This is a genomic window from Halanaerobiales bacterium, assembly GCA_035270125.1.
Classification (GTDB): Bacteria; Bacillota; Halanaerobiia; order Halanaerobiales; family DATFIM01; genus DATFIM01.
Window position 1 is genome coordinate 1 of the sequence record DATFIM010000167.1, and the last position, 18507, is coordinate 18507.

The 18507-nt window shown below is 30.5% G+C and carries 18 protein-coding genes and 1 tRNA gene; all 19 read left to right on the forward strand.

The genetic code is table 11. From position 1 onward, the window contains the following. Positions 1-58 precede the first annotated feature (58 nt). A tRNA-Asn gene (locus tag VJ881_08750) sits at positions 59-134 on the forward strand. Positions 135-259: 125 nt separating this feature from the next. After that, positions 260-1507 carry a putative glycoside hydrolase gene (locus VJ881_08755; protein HKL76142.1) on the forward strand — a complete coding sequence of 416 codons (1248 nt, stop codon included), beginning with the start codon at positions 260-262 and terminating at the stop codon, positions 1505-1507. A gap of 202 nt (positions 1508-1709) precedes the next feature. Then, positions 1710-2183, forward strand: a complete 474-nt coding sequence (locus VJ881_08760; GenBank protein HKL76143.1) for a CtsR family transcriptional regulator — start codon at positions 1710-1712, stop codon at positions 2181-2183. Position 2184: 1 nt separating this feature from the next. Next, positions 2185-2700 (forward strand): UvrB/UvrC motif-containing protein, encoded by a 516-nt coding sequence (locus VJ881_08765; GenBank protein HKL76144.1) that lies wholly within the window; start codon positions 2185-2187, stop codon positions 2698-2700. Then, complete coding sequence (locus VJ881_08770; protein HKL76145.1) at positions 2693-3742, forward strand: protein arginine kinase; 1050 nt, start codon at positions 2693-2695, stop codon at positions 3740-3742. Before VJ881_08765 ends, VJ881_08770 begins: the two co-directional genes overlap by 8 nt. A gap of 3 nt (positions 3743-3745) precedes the next feature. Then, positions 3746-6175, forward strand: coding sequence for an ATP-dependent Clp protease ATP-binding subunit (locus tag VJ881_08775; protein HKL76146.1), 2430 nt, complete (start codon positions 3746-3748; stop codon positions 6173-6175). A 117-nt stretch (positions 6176-6292) separates the two neighbouring features. Then, the gene (radA, locus tag VJ881_08780) at positions 6293-7660 is read left to right on the forward strand and encodes a DNA repair protein RadA (protein ID HKL76147.1); all 1368 of its coding nucleotides are present in this window, start codon (positions 6293-6295) and stop codon (positions 7658-7660) included. Positions 7661-7683: 23 nt separating this feature from the next. Next, positions 7684-8763, forward strand: a complete 1080-nt coding sequence (gene disA, locus VJ881_08785) for a DNA integrity scanning diadenylate cyclase DisA (GenBank protein HKL76148.1) — start codon at positions 7684-7686, stop codon at positions 8761-8763. 98 nt (positions 8764-8861) lie between these two features. Next, positions 8862-9374 carry a CarD family transcriptional regulator gene (locus VJ881_08790; GenBank protein HKL76149.1) on the forward strand — a complete coding sequence of 171 codons (513 nt, stop codon included), beginning with the start codon at positions 8862-8864 and terminating at the stop codon, positions 9372-9374. A gap of 63 nt (positions 9375-9437) precedes the next feature. Then, positions 9438-10547, forward strand: coding sequence for a PIN/TRAM domain-containing protein (locus VJ881_08795; GenBank protein HKL76150.1), 1110 nt, complete (start codon positions 9438-9440; stop codon positions 10545-10547). A gap of 29 nt (positions 10548-10576) precedes the next feature. After that, complete coding sequence (gene ispD / locus VJ881_08800) at positions 10577-11260, forward strand: 2-C-methyl-D-erythritol 4-phosphate cytidylyltransferase (GenBank protein ID HKL76151.1); 684 nt, start codon at positions 10577-10579, stop codon at positions 11258-11260. A 13-nt stretch (positions 11261-11273) separates the two neighbouring features. Continuing rightward, entirely contained in the window at positions 11274-11759 is a 486-nt protein-coding gene (gene ispF / locus VJ881_08805) for a 2-C-methyl-D-erythritol 2,4-cyclodiphosphate synthase (protein HKL76152.1), read from the forward strand. 16 nt (positions 11760-11775) lie between these two features. Beyond that, positions 11776-12567: a HutP family protein gene (locus VJ881_08810; protein ID HKL76153.1), complete on the forward strand. Its 792-nt coding sequence runs from the start codon at positions 11776-11778 to the stop codon at positions 12565-12567. A 69-nt stretch (positions 12568-12636) separates the two neighbouring features. After that, positions 12637-14100 (forward strand): glutamate--tRNA ligase, encoded by a 1464-nt coding sequence (gene gltX, locus VJ881_08815; protein ID HKL76154.1) that lies wholly within the window; start codon positions 12637-12639, stop codon positions 14098-14100. 31 nt (positions 14101-14131) lie between these two features. Next, a complete protein-coding gene (gene cysS, locus VJ881_08820; GenBank protein ID HKL76155.1) occupies positions 14132-15613 on the forward strand; it encodes a cysteine--tRNA ligase in 1482 nt (493 codons plus the stop codon). After that, complete coding sequence (gene thyX / locus VJ881_08825) at positions 15603-16301, forward strand: FAD-dependent thymidylate synthase (protein ID HKL76156.1); 699 nt, start codon at positions 15603-15605, stop codon at positions 16299-16301. Before cysS ends, thyX begins: the two co-directional genes overlap by 11 nt. Next, positions 16301-17029: a 23S rRNA (guanosine(2251)-2'-O)-methyltransferase RlmB gene (gene rlmB, locus VJ881_08830; protein HKL76157.1), complete on the forward strand. Its 729-nt coding sequence runs from the start codon at positions 16301-16303 to the stop codon at positions 17027-17029. The genes thyX and rlmB overlap by 1 nt, the downstream gene beginning before the upstream one ends. Before the next feature lie 69 nt (positions 17030-17098). Continuing rightward, positions 17099-17743 (forward strand): RNA polymerase sporulation sigma factor SigH, encoded by a 645-nt coding sequence (gene sigH / locus VJ881_08835; protein ID HKL76158.1) that lies wholly within the window; start codon positions 17099-17101, stop codon positions 17741-17743. Between the two features lie 215 nt (positions 17744-17958). Further along, positions 17959-18507 (forward strand): GTP-binding protein (locus VJ881_08840; protein ID HKL76159.1); only part of this gene is annotated, 549 nt, incomplete at its 3' end.

Genomic DNA, 18507 nt, shown 5'->3' on the forward strand with positions numbered 1-18507 from the left:
ATGGTACTGCAAGGGCGACCTTGTGGGAGAGTAGATCGCTGCCAGAATTTATAAATGCTCCCCGATAGCTCAGCTGGCAGAGCGAGTGGCTGTTAACCACTTTGTCGCAGGTTCGAGTCCTGCTCGGGGAGCCATTTTTATATGTAATTACAAATTTGTGAAAAATAATTCATTTTATGATATAATAATTAAAAGAAATTATATATATTTTATAATTGTAATAAAGAAAATGGTTTATATAAGGAGGTATTAGTATATTTTGAATAAAAGAAAATTTTTTATTTTAATTATTTTTGTTTTACTTATATTTTCAATTTTAACTAGTAATTTTGTATATGCTAAGCCATTTTCTCCTAAATTTAATGTTAGAGGAATTTATGTCACTGGTTGGGTAGCCGGTATGCCAGAACGTATGAATAAATTAATTGAGTTAGTTGATAATTCAGTTCTAAATTCAATGGTGATTGATATAAAGGATGATGTTGGTTATTTAAGTTATAATTCAGAAGTTCCTTTGGCTAATGAAATTGGAGCTAATAAATCAAAAATAAAAGATATTAAAAGTCTTTTAGCTTTATTGGATAAACATGATATACATACTATCGGAAGAATTGTTGTGTTTAAAGATGAAATTCTGGCTTCACATAAAGAAGAATATTCTTTAACAATAAAAAGGCCTTTTAGTGGATCAGATTTTGTTAAAAAATATTTTAATGTAAATGATTTAATTAGTCTTGAAAGCAATGATTTGAACAAATCAGCTAAAGATTATTTAAATTTAAATAGTGAAGAACTTAAAATAGAGAATATAAATAAAATTTATAATGAGGATTATAAAATAGTAAAAAGTTCTAATTGGCTTGATCCTGATAATAGGGATGTCTGGAAATATAATTTTCAATTAGCAAAAGAGGCATTTGAATTAGGATTTGATGAAGTTCAGTTTGATTATATCAGATATCCATCTTTAAGAAATGGTTCATCAGTTTTTAATAAAAGTCATAATGAAAAAATTGAAGTTATTAATAAATTTGTAGAAACTGCTTATAAAGAATTAGATAGTTATAATAAAAAAATTTCAATTGATATTTTTGGATTAGTTACTTCAATTTCAAACGGTATGAGCATTGGACAGAAGTTTGAATCATTAAGTAAAAGTGCAAATATTATATCCCCAATGGTTTATCCTTCCCATTATTCAGCCGGTGTATTTAATTTAAAAAATCCAGAAACTAAACCTTATCAAACAGTTCATTATAGTATGAAAGATGCTTTGAAAAACACAAATTCAAAAGTGACTTTAAGGCCATGGCTTCAAGATTTTTCAATAAATCATAAATATGAAGCTAAAGATGTTATAGCACAGATAAAAGCAGTAGAGGAACTAGGTATAAGTGAGTGGTTATTATGGAATTCCAGTTCTCGTTATACTGAAGAGGCAATTAAACATTTTAAATTAAAAAAGAATTACGAAAAAAATCGTTATGAACTAGTACCGCCATATTAATATGGCGGTTTTATGTTTTGCTTATAAAAATGAAAATAGATGAATTGTAAAACTTCAGATTTAAGAGTATATATTTCTATAACTCATTATACGATATTAGATATTAAATAATTATCCATATTAGGACTTGCATTTTTATTTAAATAAGATATCATATAAGTAGAAGGTCAAAAATAGTCAAAGACAAACAGGAGGGTTGATTATGGCCAGTCTATCTGATCAGATAGAAAGACATCTAAAAAAATTATTGGACAAATATAGAGGAACAATAGAAATCAAAAGAAATAAATTGGCAGATGAATTTAATTGTGCTCCTTCTCAAATTAATTATGTATTAGATACTAGATTCACTTCTGAAAGAGGTTTTGTAGTAGAAAGTCAACGAGGTGGCGGTGGTTATATCAGAATTATCAAAGTTAAAATGAATTCTGAAAATAAAGCTCTTAAAAAAATATTGTCTAAATTAAACGGGATGGTTACCCAAAATGAAGCAGAAGGAATTATCCAAAGACTTTATGAAAACAACTTGATTAATGAACGAGAAAAACATATTATGGAAATGGTTGTACATCGGAGAGTTATTGGTGTTGATCTTCCTCATAGAGATTATATAAGAGGTAGAATTTTGCAATCAATGTTGGAGGTTATTATGAAATACGAAAAGGAGGAAGAATAAAATGCTCTGTCAAAGATGTGGTGAAAAAGAAGCAACAGTTCATCTTACAAAAATTATTAATGGAGAAAAAACTGAAATCTATCTTTGTGAAGACTGTGCAAAAGAAACAGGCCATTTAGATTTTAGTAATAATCCTTTTTCCATACAAAATTTACTTGCAGATATTCTAAATCCTAATCTAGATTCGATTCCTTCAAATCAAAAAGAAGTAAAATGTGACAATTGTGGAATGAGTTATAAGGAGTTTACTGAAAAAGGATTGTTTGGTTGTTCGGAATGTTATGATCAGTTTTCTGATAAAATAGATAGGCTTGCCAAAAGAATTCATGGAAGTGATAAACACATTGGTAAAGTACCAAAAAGACGTGGTGGAAAATTGCGAACTGAGAAAAAAATAGAAAATTTAAGAGAAGAAATGCAAAAAGCAGTAGATAAAGAAAATTTTGAAAAAGCAGCCAAATTAAGAGATGAAATTCATGATCTTGAAGATGATCTTAGAGGTGATCAAGATGAATAATAATTCTTATAATCTAAGTAAATGGATAACTGGTGGAGGGCCAGAATCAGATATAGTAATAAGCAGTAGAATTCGAGTAGCCCGTAATATAGAAAAAACGCCTTTTCCTCATCAAAGCAGTTCTGAAGATTTAAATAAAGTAATAGATCTGGTAAATAAAACAGTAGATAAAGATAATAAATTTGATTTAGATTATATAGATATGAATAAATTAAAAAAAGTGGATAAAAATGTGCTTGTTGAAAAACATCTAATTAGTCCTCCATATGCAAATTCAGATCATCAAAGAGGTATTTTCCTAAATAAAAATGAAGATATTAGTATTATGATAAATGAAGAAGATCATTTTAGAGTACAAATTTTAAAACCCGGTTTGCAACTTGATGAATGCTGGAAAATTGCAGATAATATTGATGATTTTTTTGAGGAGAATATTAACTTTGCTTTTTCAAAAAAATGGGGTTATTTATCAGCGTGTCCTACCAATATGGGTACTGGATTAAGATCTTCAGTAATGGTTCACTTACCTGCATTGAATATCACCAATAATATTGAAAAAATGTTAGGAGCTGTATCTCAGCTTGGATTGGCTGTTCGGGGCTTGTATGGTGAAGGTAGTAATTCAGCAGGTAATATTTATCAAATTTCAAATCAGATTACCTTAGGCCAAAATGAAAAAGATATAATAGAAAATTTAACCAGTGTAACTTTACAAATATTAGAACAGGAAAAACAGGCTAGAAAGCGTTTGTTAAATGAAAATAAAAATTTTCTTATAGATAAAATAAAAAGAGCATATGGTACTTTAAAGTATGCTCACATGATAAATAATGAAGAAGCTTTAGAATTATTATCATACTTAAAACTTGGTATAGATTTAGAAATAATAGATAATATTAAATCTGGTTTATTAAGCAAATTAATGGTTCTAATTAGACCTGCTCATATAGAAAAGTTTTTTGGGGAAGAAATTAATTCAGAACATCGAGACATAAAAAGAGCAAAATTAATACAAAAATATTTAAATACTAAGGAGGAATAATTTATGTTTGGACGATTTACTGAAAGAGCAAGAAGAGTACTAAGTCTTGCTGAAAAGGAAGCTAAAAATTTAAATCATAATTATGTTGGAACTGAGCATATATTGTTAGGTTTGGTTAAAGAAGGTCAGGGAATAGCAGCTAAAGCTCTTAACGAAAAAGGTATTAATGAAAAAAATGTTAAAGATAAAGTAATGGATATGATAGGTGAGGGAAAAAATGAAGCAGCAGATTCAATCGGTCTTACACCTCGTAGTAAAAAAGTATTGAATTTATCTATGGATGAAGCCAGGAAAATGGGACATAATTATATTGGTACAGAGCATATATTACTTGGTTTAATGAGAGAAGGAGAAGGTGTAGGAGTAAGAATAATTGCTGAACTTTCTGGTAATCTTAATGAATTAAAAGAAGAAGTAATAGAACTATTAGGTGGAGAAAAGAATATGCAAAAACAAAGTCAAAAATCTGATAGTGATACACCAAATTTAGATGAATATAGTCGAGATTTAACTGATATGGCAAAAGAAGGTAAACTTGATCCAGTGATTGGTAGAGATACCGAAATTGAAAGAGTAATACAGGTTTTAAGCCGAAGAACTAAAAATAACCCTGTTTTAATTGGAGAGCCTGGAGTTGGGAAAACAGCAATAATTGAAGGTTTAGCTGAAAGAATTATTGCAGAAAATGTTCCTGAATTACTTCTTAATAAAAGAGTAGTTGCCCTTGATTTGAGTGCACTTGTAGCTGGTTCGAAATACAGAGGTGAATTTGAAAAAAGATTAAAAGGTGTTATGAATGATATTACTGAGAATGGAGATGTTATCTTATTTATTGATGAATTGCATACTTTAATAGGCGCTGGAGCTGCTGAAGGAGCAATTGATGCAGCTAATATTCTAAAACCTGCCCTGGCTCGAGGAGAATTACAGGCCATTGGAGCAACAACTTTAGATGAATATAGAAAGCATATTGAAGAAGATGCAGCATTAGAAAGAAGATTTCAGTCAATTCTAATAGAGGAAAATACAACTGAGGAAGCAATTGAAATATTGAAAGGCTTAAGGGATCCTTATGAAGCACACCATAAAGTGCAAATAACCGATGAAACTATTAAATCAGCCGTTAATTTGTCTCACAGATATATAACTGATAGATTTTTACCAGATAAAGCTATAGATTTAATGGATGAAGCAGCTTCTAAAGTTAGGTTAAAAAATACCACCCGTCCTCCAAAATTTAAAAAGTTAAGTAATAAGTTAGAAGAAACGCAAAAAGAAAAAGAAGCTGCAGTTAAAAATCAGGAATTTGAAAAAGCTGCTGATCTTAGAGATGAAGAAAAGGAACTTAAAAAAGAACTTGAAGAAATTAAAGGAGACTGGCAACAGGAAAAAGGACGTAAGAACTCTACTGTTACTCCAGATGATATTGCTAATATTGTTTCCAGCTGGACCGGAATCCCGGTTACTAAATTAGAGGAAGCTGAAACTGAAAAATTAATGAAATTAGAGGATGAATTACACAATAGGGTTGTTGGCCAGGATGAAGCTATTAAGGTAGTTTCCCAGGCAGTAAGAAGGGCAAGAGCCGGTCTTAAAGATCCTAAAAGACCAATAGGTTCTTTCATTTTCTTAGGACCTACAGGTGTTGGTAAAACAGAATTAGCCAGAACTCTTGCTGAGGCGATGTTTGATGATGAAGATGCTATGATAAGAATTGATATGTCAGAATATATGGAAAAACATGCTGTATCAAGACTGGTTGGTTCTCCTCCAGGATATGTTGGCCATGAAGAAGGTGGACAGTTAACTGAGCCTGTTAGAAGAAGACCTTATTCTGTTATTTTATTTGATGAAATTGAAAAAGCTCACCCTGATGTTTTCAATATATTATTGCAAATTTTAGAAGATGGTGTATTAACTGATACCCATGGAAGAAATGTAGATTTTAAAAATACTGTTATAATTATGACTTCTAATGTAGGAGCAAGTTTTATTGAAAAACAGACTACATTAGGTTTTAAAAAACCGGTGGAAAATGAAAAAGAAGAATATGAAAAAATGAAAGAAAAAGTAATGAAAGATTTACGTCAAACTTTCAGGCCTGAATTTTTAAATAGATTAGACGAAACAATAGTATTTCATGCTTTAAACAAGGATCATATAAAACAAATTGTTGATTTAATGTTAGTAGAGGTTGAAAAAAGATTAAAAGAACAGGAAATAAAAATTGATGTTACTGAAAATGCTAAAGAATATTTAGCTGAAGATGGATATGATCAGGAATTTGGAGCAAGACCATTAAGAAGAAGTATACAGCGTTTAATTGAAAATGAACTTTCAGAAAAGATTTTAATGAAGGAAATAGGAGAAGGAGATAAAGTTAAAATAGACTTTGAAAATGATGAGTTAACATTTGAAAAAGTAGAAAGCTAAAATCTTGTAAAATGCTAGAAAAAATGTTATAATATATAATGTATAAGTTGAAGAATATAATATAATAATTAACATTTTTAATTGACCAAAACCATAGTATTGAGCAGGTGAGTAGTAATGGCGAAAGATAAAACAATCTATAAATGTAAAGAATGTGGATTTGAATCACCAAATTGGATGGGACGTTGTACAAATTGTGGCACCTGGAATTCTATGGTTGAAATGCAAGGTAATAATAAAAGTGAAAAAATAAATAATTCAGAACCTATTAACTCTCCGACCTCCATTACCCAGATTAGTACCGGGCAAAATTCTCGATATTTTTCTGGTATTAGTGAATTTGATAGGGTACTTGGGGGTGGGACTGTTAAAGGTTCTCTTGTTTTACTAGGAGGAGCCCCTGGAATCGGGAAATCAACCCTGATTTTACAGGTGGCTTCACTTTTTAGTGCAAAATATAAAAAAGTTCTTTATGTTTCTGGAGAAGAATCCGCTCGCCAAATAAAACTTAGAGCTGATAGAATAAATTCAACTTCAAAAGAAATGTACATATTAGCTGAGACAGATTTTTCACAGATTGATCAGGTTTTAAGTTCAAAAAATGAAAATGATTATGGATTTGTTGTAATAGATTCAATTCAGACTATTTATCATCCAGAAATAGACACTACACCTGGAAGTATTTCTCAGGTTAAGGGAATTGCCAATAGATTGATGAAAATTGCCAAACAAAATGAAATACCAGTATTTTTAATAGGACATATGACAAAAAGTGGAAAAATTGCCGGTCCTAGAGTTCTTGAACACTTAGTTGATACAGTTCTAAGATTTGATGGTGATCGCAATTATTCATATCGTATTTTGAGATCAGTAAAAAACAGATTTGGCTCTACTAATGAAATTGGAGTTTTTGATATGGATGGGAATGGGCTTAAGGAAGTTAAAAATCCTTCCCAACTTTTTTTAGAAGAGAGACCTGAAAATTCAGCAGGATCAATAATAGTACCTGTTTTAGAAGGGAGCAGAACTATTTTAGTTGAATTACAGGCATTAGTTTCTTCTTCAGCTTATTCAGCACCCCAAAGATTAACAACTGGTATTGATAATAAAAGAGTTTCTATGTTATTAGCTGTTCTTGAAAAAAAGTGTGGTTTTAATTTTTATGATAGTGATATACATCTTAATATTACCGGGGGTTTAAGTGTAGATGAACCGGGGATAGATTTAGGGATTGTAACAGCTGTTTTATCAAGTTTTCAGGATAAGGCTCTTTCTTCAAAATTAGCTGTTGTGGGAGAGGTTGGTTTAGCTGGTGAAATTAGAGCAGTAAACCAAATAAAGAAAAGAATAAATGAACTTGAAAAACTTGGTTTTTCAGAAATAATTATTCCTTATGGAAATAAAAAAAGTTTAGATAATATTGATACTTCAAATTTAATATTTGTTAAAGATATACACGAACTTATAGATATTTTATTTAAATAACTAAATTTTGAGGAGGTGGCCAAGTGGATGATCAGGAAGTGAAGTTAGTTGAGATTTTAAAGATTATTGCTCCTGGTACTAATTTAAGAGAAGGTTTAGAAAACATTCTAAGAGCTAAAACAGGTGGACTTATAGTAATCAGTGATAGTGAAGAAGTTATGGAGATAGTTGATGGTGGTTTTGAAATAAATGCCAAATTGACTCCAGCCAGATTATATGAACTGGCAAAAATGGATGGAGCAATGGTTCTAAATAAAGAATGTGATATGATAGTTAATGCTAATGTGCAATTAGTTCCAGATTCCTCTATTCCTTCCTATGAAACTGGAACAAGACACAGGACTGCAGAGAGAGTTGCCAAACAAACTGGAGAATTAGTAATTTCCATTTCTCAAAGGCGTAATATTATATCTTTATATAAAGGTGAATTCAAACATGTACTAGAAGATGTAAGAGTAGTTTTAGCAAAAGCAAATCAGGCTGTACAAACTTTAGAAAAATACCGTTCTGTTCTTGATCAGGCATTAACCAACTTGAGTGCTCTAGAGTTTGAAGATTTAGTTACAATAGCGGATGTTGTAACTGTTCTACAGAGGACAGAAATGGTTTTAAAAATCCAAAAAGAAATTGAAAAATATATTTATGAACTAGGAAATGAAGGTCGTTTAATAAAAATGCAGCTAGAAGAGCTGGTTACAAATGTAAAAGATGAAGGAATTTTATTGATAAAAGATTATATGACTGAAGAAAAGAAAGAAGCTGAGATTGAAGCAGAAGAACTATTAGATGAGCTACTTGATTGGTCAACAGATGAAATGTTAAGCATGAATACAATAAGTAAAGCACTTGGACATGGTAGTAATGTAAATAATCTTGATTTATCAATTTCTTCAAGGGGTTATAGACTTCTCAGGAAAATTCCAAGATTACCAATGCCAGTTATAGAAAATTTAGTAGAACATTTTGGTAATTTTGAAAATATCTTAAATGCTTCGATAGATGAATTAGATGATGTAGATGGAATTGGTGAAGTAAGGGCTCAGGCTATTAAAGATGGATTAAGACGTCTGCGGGATCAAGTATTATTGGACAGACATATTTGACATTTGTCTATAATTGACGGATTTATATTTTATTGATATAATAATATCGATATTCAAAATTTTATTTTAGTAATAAAAGAAAGTGAGGTTTTAAATAAATGTTTGATAAAGGAGATAAAGTTGTTTATCCAAATCATGGTGCTGGAACAATTGAAGGTATAGAAACAAAAGAAATTCTTGGTGAGGAAAAAAAATATTACACTATGAGATTGCCAATCGGTGATATGAAAGTTATGATACCAGTAGATAAGGTAGATGAAATTGGAGTAAGAGAAGTAATTGATGCAGAGGAAGCTGATAATGTAATTGAATTGTTAAAAGGTGAAAAAAGCAAAATGTCTCAAAACTGGAATAGAAGATATAGAGCTAATCAAGAAAAACTAAAAACTGGTGATATATATGAAGTTGGTGGAGTAGTTAGAGACCTTACTATTCGTGATGAAAGAAAGGGTCTTTCAACTGGTGAGAAAAAAATGTTAAGTAATGCCAAACAGATTTTAATTAGTGAATTAGTTTTAGCGAAAGATGCTACTGAAGAAGAAATCAGAAGTACTATTGAAGAAGCTTTTGAAAACAATCCTCATATTCAGGAGGAAGAGGAAGAAGATTAATTTTATATTTTGTTAAATTATTATCATATGTTTAGTTTAATATAATAGGAAGGAGGTGATAGGATGGTGAAAAAAATAATGAGAGCTATTCTTGGGATAGTAGGAGCAGTTATTGGTTTTAATACAGTTTATGTATTAGGCCTTGCAAGTGACTTGAACTTATCCTGGCAAAATATTGATAATTTATTTTTAAGCACACAATTTCTCGGAGTTATAATTGGTGGATTTATAGGTGTATTTTTATTATCCTATTTTGTAGAAAGAATTTTAAATTTCATTTTAAATTTTGAGTATAGTATTAAAGAAATAACCTGGAAAAATGCAATCATCAGTGTAATTGGACTAATAATAGGACTAATATTTGGAGTGATCATCAACTTTGCTTTTTCTGTAGGGAAAATTCCACAGGTTGGTTTGCCAATTCAAGTTTTAATAAATCTTATTTCTGCTTATATTGGCTTTACCCTTGCCTTAAATAAAAAAGAGGAAATTAATAATATCATTTTTGATTTTAATAAAAACAAGAAAAAAGTTAAAAAAGCAAAAGATGATTATGAGATTAGTAATAAAATATTAGATACTAGTGTTATAATTGATGGTAGAATTGCTGAAATTTGCAAAACTGGTTTTATAGAGGGGACACTTATTATACCTGAATTTGTTTTGGAAGAATTAAGGCATATTGCTGATTCTTCTGATGTATTGAAACGCAACCGAGGCAGAAGAGGACTTGATATTTTAAAACAGCTACAAAAAGATTCTAATATTGGAGTTGAAATTGTAGATAAAGATTTTGAAGAAATCCCTGAAGTTGATAGTAAATTGGTTAAACTTGCAAAAATAATGAATGCAAGAGTTGTTACTAATGACTATAATTTAAACAAAGTTGCTGAATTACAGGGCGTTTTTGTTTTAAATATTAATGAATTGGCAAATGCAGTTAAACCAGTTGTTTTACCAGGAGAAGAAATGGATGTTAAAGTAATAAAAGAAGGTAAAGAAGATGGTCAGGGTGTTGGTTATCTTGACGATGGGACTATGATAGTAGTTGATGATGGTATAAATCACATGGGAGAAAAAATTTCAGTACTTGTAACTAGTATTTTACAAACTGCTGCTGGTAGAATGATTTTTGCTAAACCTAAGGCCAGTGAAAAAGTAGCAGGATCATAATCAATAAAATTTAAATAAGGGGAATAAATATGAATATAGGTGCAATTATACCTGCTGCTGGGCAGGGAAAAAGGATGGAGAAAGATATTAATAAACAGTATTTACAATTAGGTGATCGCCCCTTATTGGCTCATACACTAGAAGTTTTTGCTAATAATAAAGATATTAGTCAAATTATTGTAGTTGTTAGAAAAAATGAAATGGATTATTGTCAAAAAAATATATTGGATAAATATAATTTTAAAGATATTAAATTAGTTGCTGGAGGAGAGACCAGACAGCAGTCAGTTTATGCTGGTTTGAAGGCCTTTTTGCCAGCAACTAATTATGTTATAATACATGATGGTGCCCGACCTTTGATATCCAAAAATTTATTAAATAAAGTTATAAAAAAAGCACCTCAATATAAGGCTTTGACAACTGCAGTTTCTGTAAAAGATACTATCAAAATAGTAAATAAAGAAAACTATGTAGAAAAAACCCCTGATCGTAATAGTCTTAAAGCTGTTCAGACTCCTCAAGCTTTTTCTTATGAGTTGATATATAAAGCTCATGCAAATTTTGATAGTAATTTAAAAGTTACAGATGATGCTTCTTTGGTTGAAAAAATGGGCCATAAGGTAAAAGTGATTCAGGGTGAAAATAGCAATATAAAAATAACTACTCCTATTGATTTAGTTTATGCTCAAAATATTTTAGAAAAAAATAATTAAGGGGAAGTTTGCAATGAGAGTAGGAATCGGATATGATATACATAGATTAGAAAAGGGCCATGATTTGACATTAGGTGGAGTAAAAATTCCCCATGATAAGGGGTTGATGGGACATTCTGATGCTGATGTATTAATTCATGCCTTGATTGATGCTTTATTAGGAGCTGCTTCTTTAGGTGATATTGGTAGACATTTTCCAGATAATGATTCAAAATATAAGGATATATCCAGTATAATTCTTTTAGAAAAAACTGTTGATTTACTTAAAAATAAAAATTATAATATTAATAATATAGATCTAATAATTATTGCTGAAAAACCTAAAATTATGCCTTATAATACTAAAATTGTGTCTAAATTAATTGAAACCTTAAGAATAGAAAAAAACATGATTAATTTAAAGGCTACAACTGCTGAAGGTTTAGGATTTGTTGGTAAGAAAAAAGGAATTGCTGCTAAGGCAATTGTTTCTATAATTAAAGATGAGAACAAAGAATAAAGGAAGGTGAATAAATATGTTAGTAAAAGATATTATGACAAGTGATTTAATTACAATTGAAGAACATAAAACTGCGCGAGAAGCAGAAAAATTGTTATCTATTAATGAAATTGGCAGATTAATAATAGTGGATAAAGATTATAAAATAAAGGGGATTTTAACTGATGGAGATTTAGTAAGCAAAGATGATCTTGATATCCCTGTAAATGAAATAATGACTAAAGATCCAATCACCGTAAAGCAGAATGTAGATATAAAAAATACGGCAAAAATTCTTTCTGAAAATAAAATTGGTGGTCTTCCAGTAATTGATGAAAATGATGAATTAGTTGGAATAGTTACTGCCGAAGATATTGTTCACAGTTATGTGAAAAAGGAAGAAGAAGTTAAAGAATTTGAAAAGAAGACTATGACTCCTGAGAGTTCTGCTATTTATCTTGCAATGACAAGAAGTAGAGAGTATGAACGTTATTGGTTGGATAAAATTGAAGGTTATGGATATAAGGGTGCTATTACTCAAACAGGTGCAAATGCTGAAAAACTTCCTATTAAATTGAGAGAAAGTACTACTGTTGCTTCTATAGCAAGGGGAGTAATTGGCGAAAATGCAAAAGAAAAAATGGCCATATCTAATGCAGTAAAAGATGCTTACAGTCAATTATCACTTATAAATCCAGGTTTAGGTGGTGGATTTAAAATAGCAGTAGTTAGAGATACAGATCACGTAGCAGTTGCTATTTTTGGTAAATTTGGTCATGCTTTAGTAGATGGCCCAGAACAACTTACAGTTGGAACAAGTGTAATATAAGCTAGATAAGAAGAATAATTAATATAATAAATGACTAAACTGATATAATTATAAAGGAGGAAAAGTTTAATGAGTGAAATGCGTCTGCGTTTTCCCCCAAGTCCAACAGGGAAAATTCATATTGGAAATATGAGAACAGCTTTATTCAATTGGTTATGGGCAAAAAAGAATGATGGTAAATTAATATTAAGAATTGAAGATACAGATCAGGACAGATCAAGCAAAGAATTTGAAGACATTATATTGAGAGAATTAGATTGGTTGGGAATTGATATAGATGAAGGTGTAGGTGTAGGTGGAGAAAATGGACCTTACCACCAATCTGAAAGACTTGACATCTATAAAAAATATATAGATAAATTAATAGAAGAAGATTATGCTTATCGTTGTTATTGTACTCCAGAAGAACTTAATGAAATGCGTGAAAAACAAAGAGAAAATGGGGAAATGCCTCATTATGATGGAAGATGCAGAAATTTAACTGAAGAAGAAAAAAAAGAATATGAAAAAGAAGGTCGAGAACCGGTAGTAAGATTTAAGGTGCCTGCTGATGAAGAAATTGTTGTTCATGATCTTATTAGAGGAGATGTTTCTTTTAATACTTCTGTAATTGGAGATTTTGTAATAGTAAAATCTGATGGTATGCCTACTTATAATTTTGCAGTAGTTGTTGATGATGCTCTAATGAAAGTTACTCAGGTAATTAGAGGAGAAGATCATATTTCTAATACTCCAAAACAAATATTATTATATGAAGCTCTAGGATTTGATCTTCCGGAATTTGCACATTTACCACTAATACTTGATGAAAATAAAGGCAAATTAAAGAAACGTGGTGGAGATAATACTGTTTTCATAGGCGAATTTAGAAATAAAGGCTATTTACCTGAAGCTTTATTTAACTTTTTAGCATTACTTGGTTGGTCACCTAAAGATGAGCAGGAGATTATAGATAAAGAACAGATGATTAAAGATTTTGATATTAGAGATGTAAATAAAAGTGGAGCAGTTTTTGATATAGAAAAATTAAATTGGATGAATGGTAAATATATAAGAGATGCTGATCTAGATAGAATAGTTGATATGTCTATACCTTATTTGAAAAATGCTGGCTATATTAAAGATGAAAATAGTGTTGATCGTGAATGGCTTGAAAAAGTAATAGAAGTAGCAAGAACAGGTGTGGATTTTCTTGAACAAATTCCAAGAGAAGCTGAATTGTTTTTTACTGAATTAGAATTTGAAGATAAAGAAGAGGCAAAAGAAGAGTTTAGTGAAGAAGGAGTAGAATTGGTTTTTGATAGTCTCAAAGAAAAACTAGAAGAACTAGATGAACTAGAAATAGATAAAATAGGAAATATATTTAGTGAAATGAAAGATGAACTTCCAGTTGGTGCCAGAACTATTTATCATCCAGTAAGACTTGCTTTAACCGGAATGACTTCTGGCCCTGAGTTAACAGAAGTAATTTATATTTTAGGCAGAAAAGAAGTTGAATCCAGACTAGATAAAGCATTAAAATTAGCTAAATAAATTATTGCTCTTCTTTGTAGAGAGGGGGAGAATGTTGTTAGAAGTATATAATACTTTAAGTGGAAAAAGAGAAAAATTTACTCCTGAAAATTTAGGTATTGTTAATATGTATGTTTGTGGCCTGACTGTACAAAATTTTTCACATATAGGCCATATTCGAAGTGCTATAAATTATGATGTAATAAGACGTTATCTCGAATATAAAGGTTATGAAGTAAACTATGTACAAAATTTTACAGACATTAATAAAAAAATAGTACGTAGGGCTCTCGAAGAAGAAATATCTTCTGAAGAATTGGCTGAAAAATATAAACAGGCTTATCTTGAAGATTTAGAAGCTTTAAATGTCAAAAAAGCTGATAATTATTGTAGTGTTTCTGATAATATTTCAGAAATTATTGAGGTAATTGAAACACTCATTGAAAAAGGATATGCTTATGAAAGTGAAGGAAATGTTTATTTCAGTGTTGAAAAATTTGATGATTATGGTAAATTATCTGGTAGAAAAATAGAAGATATGGAAGCTGGAGCAAGAATAAAGGTTGAAGAATCAAAGAGGCATCCGATGGATTTCGCTCTCTGGAAAAAAGTTAAAGATCAGGAAAGAAGTTGGGAAAGTCCCTGGTGTAAAGAAGGTTGGCCGGGCTGGCATATTGAATGTTCAGCGATGTCTATGAATTATCTTGATACTCAAATAGATATTCATGGAGGTGGGACTGATCTTATTTTTCCCCATCATGAAAACGAAATAGCTCAATCTGAAGCATACAGTGGTAAAAAACCTTTTGCAAAATATTGGCTTCATAATGGAACTGTTAATCTAAAAGGTGAAAAAATGTCCAAATCTCTTGGTAATTTCTATACTACAAGAGAGCTTCTTGAAAAATTTCAACCTGATTCTTTAAAATATTTCTTGTTAACCAAACATTATCGCAGCCCCATAGATTTTAGTTTAAAAGAAGTAAAAAAATCTGAGAAAAATTTATTGAAATTAAATAAAACTAAAAATAAAATGGCTGAAATTATTAATCAGGATGTAACAGGTAGTTCAAATAATAATTTTAAAGAATTTAAAGACCAACTAAAAAAACACAAAAATGCTTTTGAAAAAGCAATGGATAATGACTTTAACACTGCTCAAGCTATAGGTGTTTTAAATGAACTATCCTCAGATATCAATGGTTTTATAAATGATTCTGATTTAGTTATTAATAAAGCTACTCAGTCTATAATTAAAGAAAGTTATGATCTTTTTAATAAATTAACAGATGTTTTAGGTTTGAAATTAAATTTAGAAACAGATAAAAAAGAAAATCCTCAACTTGTTAATGATTTAGTAGATTATATTTTAGAAATTCGTAAACAGGCTAGAGAAAATAAAAATTATGAGAAGGCTGATCAAATAAGAGATGATTTAAAAGAAATGGGTATAGAAGTTAATGATGGCCCTCATGGAGTTGAATGGGATTTTGCAATAGAAAATTATTCAGAGGAGGAAGAAGATGAAAGTTAAACCAAAAGCTAAATTAGTAGATTATACTGATGATCCTGAAAGAAATGTAGCTGTGGCAGCTAGACTATGTTATTCTGATAAAGACCCAGATCAGCTCATGGAAGATATGAGTAGAGAAGATATTAAAAAATTAATCAGAAAAGTTGTTGGTTTAGGTCATTATTCAACCTTAGAACATACTTATTTTTATTTTTCTATACAATGTAGTAGAGTTACCAGCCATCAACTGGTAAGGCATAGAGTAGGAACCGCTTATAGTCAAAGATCACAGCGTTATGTAAGTGAAGATGAATTTGATTATATTCTTCCTCCCAGTATTGAAAAAAATGATGAAGCAAAAAAGCTTTTTGAAGAAAAAATGGAAGAATTAAGAAAAACCTATAGTCAATTATTAGAGATGGATGTTCCTAAAGAAGATGCCAGATTTATTTTACCAACAATTAAGACAAATTTAATGGTATCTTATAATGCCCGCTCCCTATATCATTTATTTGAACTTAGATGCTGTACTAGAGCTCAATGGGAAATTAGAAGCCTTGCAAATCAAATGTTAGAACAGGTAAAAGAAGTTGCACCTACTTTATTTGAAATTGCTGGCCCTCCCTGTGTTAAAGATGAATATTGTCCAGAAGGTGAAATGTCCTGTGGAAGAATAGATAAAATAAAAGAAAAAAGGGAGAATAAATAATGGCTAATGTCGAAGGACGAAATCCTGTAAATGAATTATTAAAAGGGAATAGAAAAGTAAAAGAAATTTTACTACAAAGAGATATTCGCGGAGAAATAATTAATAAAATAAAAGAAAAATCTAAAAAAAATAATATTTTAATTAGAGAGGTTTCAAAAAAACACTTAGATAATATTGCAGAGTCATATTCTCACCAGGGTGTTATTGCCAAGGCAGAAGAAATTACTTTGGTGAGTCCGGAAGATATAGTTGAATATGCTCAAAATCAGAATGAACCTCCCTTTATAATAATTTTAGATCAGGTCCAGGATCCACATAATTTTGGTTCTATTATTCGTTCAGCTCATTCTGCTGGAGCTCATGGTTTGATTTTTCAAAAAAGGAGAGCAGCCAGTATTACTCCAGCTGTTTTAAAGGCTTCAGCTGGTGCCAGTGAGCATTTATTATTATCACAGGTTACAAATATTAATTATACTATTGAAAAATTAAAAGAGCTAGGTGTTTGGATTACTGGAACAGATTTAGATACAGAAAAATATTATGATGATGTAGATTATAAGGGTTCTACTGCTGTAGTTATTGGGAATGAAGGCAGTGGTCTTAGAAGATTGGTAAAAGATAATTGTGATTTTTTAGTTAAAATCCCTATTAAAGGTAGAGTGGATTCTTTAAATGCTTCTGTAGCAGCAGGAGTTATATTTTATGAAGTTGTCCGCCAGCGAAAATAGAATTTAATAATGCTTGACTAAGTATTATTAAATAAGTATAATATAAATGTATAAGGGAGGGGATTCCGCTTGAAGGGAAATTTACAGGAGTTAGGATATGAAGACCTCAGTGATTTAAGTGATGATGAATTAGTAGAGTATGTGCATGGGGGAAATAATGAAGCTCAAGAAATCCTTTTAAAGCGATATAAAAATTTTGTTATGGCAAAATCAAGATCTTATTTTCTGGTAGGTGCAGATCGTGAAGACATAATTCAAGAAGGTATGATAGGGCTCTATAAAGCTATTCGTGATTATAAGATTGAACGTCTGGCATCTTTTAGAGCGTTTGCTGAGCTCTGTATTACCAGGCAAATAATCACTGCAATAAAAGCTGCTACCAGACAAAAACATCAGCCACTAAATTCTTATATATCTTTAAATAAGCCTATTTATCATGAAGAATCTGATAGAACATTACTTGATGTTTTAAAAGGGAGTAAATTAACTAACCCAGAAAGGCTATTTATCAGCAAAGAATCTTATGACCTCATTGAAAGTAAAATTGTAGAAATGTTAAGTGAATTAGAATTTGATGTTTTACAGGAATATCTTAAGGGAAAATCTTATGAGGATATAGCTGAAACTTTGGATAAACATGTTAAATCTGTAGATAATGCCCTTCAGCGTGTAAAAAGAAAATTAGAATCCTTTCTTGAAAAACATGATTTTTAATAACTATTTTTTTGTAAAAATTTTTAGTATATAGAAGATTGGTTTTAGTATAACTAAAATTAAGATTTGTTTTCTATATATTAAAAAAATATACCGTAGACGTGCGGAAATTTAAGCCTTCTTAAAGAAGGAATCCATCAAAAATTATAGAAATTATTATTGATGGAACGTAATTTTACATAAATACGCTTATTAGGAATAAGGGGGATAAAAAAATGGCAAAAGAAAAGTTTGAAAGAACTAAACCGCATGTTAACATAGGAACAATAGGACACGTTGATCATGGTAAAACAACATTAACAGCAGCAATTACAAAGGTACTTTCAAAAAGTTCTGGTGGAGAAGTGATGGATTTTGATCAGATTGATAATGCACCGGAAGAAAAAGAGAGAGGAATAACAATAGCTTCTTCCCATGTAGAATATGAAACACCAAATAGACATTATGCACATGTTGATGCTCCAGGGCATGCTGACTATGTAAAGAATATGATAACAGGTGCAGCTCAGATGGATGGAGCTATTCTTGTTGTATCAGCTGCAGATGGTCCAATGCCTCAGACAAGAGAACATATTCTACTTGCTCGTCAGGTAGGAGTGCCTCATATTGTAGTATTTTTAAACAAAGCAGATATGGTAGATGATGAAGAATTAATTGAGTTAGTAGAAATGGAAGTAAGAGAACTACTTAGTGAATATGATTTTCCAGGAGATGATATTCCTATAGTAGTAGGATCTGCATTAAAAGCATTGGAAAATGAAGAT

Excerpts from the sequence above, each read along its gene's own strand:
- VJ881_08760 (HKL76143.1), top strand. The coding sequence starts at position 1,710 with ATGGCCAGTCTATCTGATCAGATAGAAAGACATCTAAAAAAATTATTG.
- VJ881_08765 (HKL76144.1), top strand. The coding sequence starts at position 2,185 with ATGCTCTGTCAAAGATGTGGTGAAAAAGAAGCAACAGTTCATCTTACA.
- VJ881_08770 (HKL76145.1), top strand. The coding sequence starts at position 2,693 with ATGAATAATAATTCTTATAATCTAAGTAAATGGATAACTGGTGGAGGG.
- VJ881_08775 (HKL76146.1), top strand. The coding sequence starts at position 3,746 with ATGTTTGGACGATTTACTGAAAGAGCAAGAAGAGTACTAAGTCTTGCT.
- radA (HKL76147.1), top strand. The coding sequence starts at position 6,293 with ATGGCGAAAGATAAAACAATCTATAAATGTAAAGAATGTGGATTTGAA.
- VJ881_08790 (HKL76149.1), top strand. The coding sequence starts at position 8,862 with ATGTTTGATAAAGGAGATAAAGTTGTTTATCCAAATCATGGTGCTGGA.
- VJ881_08795 (HKL76150.1), top strand. The coding sequence starts at position 9,438 with ATGGTGAAAAAAATAATGAGAGCTATTCTTGGGATAGTAGGAGCAGTT.
- ispD (HKL76151.1), top strand. The coding sequence starts at position 10,577 with ATGAATATAGGTGCAATTATACCTGCTGCTGGGCAGGGAAAAAGGATG.
- ispF (HKL76152.1), top strand. The coding sequence starts at position 11,274 with ATGAGAGTAGGAATCGGATATGATATACATAGATTAGAAAAGGGCCAT.
- VJ881_08810 (HKL76153.1), top strand. The coding sequence starts at position 11,776 with ATGTTAGTAAAAGATATTATGACAAGTGATTTAATTACAATTGAAGAA.
- gltX (HKL76154.1), top strand. The coding sequence starts at position 12,637 with ATGAGTGAAATGCGTCTGCGTTTTCCCCCAAGTCCAACAGGGAAAATT.
- cysS (HKL76155.1), top strand. The coding sequence starts at position 14,132 with ATGTTGTTAGAAGTATATAATACTTTAAGTGGAAAAAGAGAAAAATTT.
- thyX (HKL76156.1), top strand. The coding sequence starts at position 15,603 with ATGAAAGTTAAACCAAAAGCTAAATTAGTAGATTATACTGATGATCCT.
- rlmB (HKL76157.1), top strand. The coding sequence starts at position 16,301 with ATGGCTAATGTCGAAGGACGAAATCCTGTAAATGAATTATTAAAAGGG.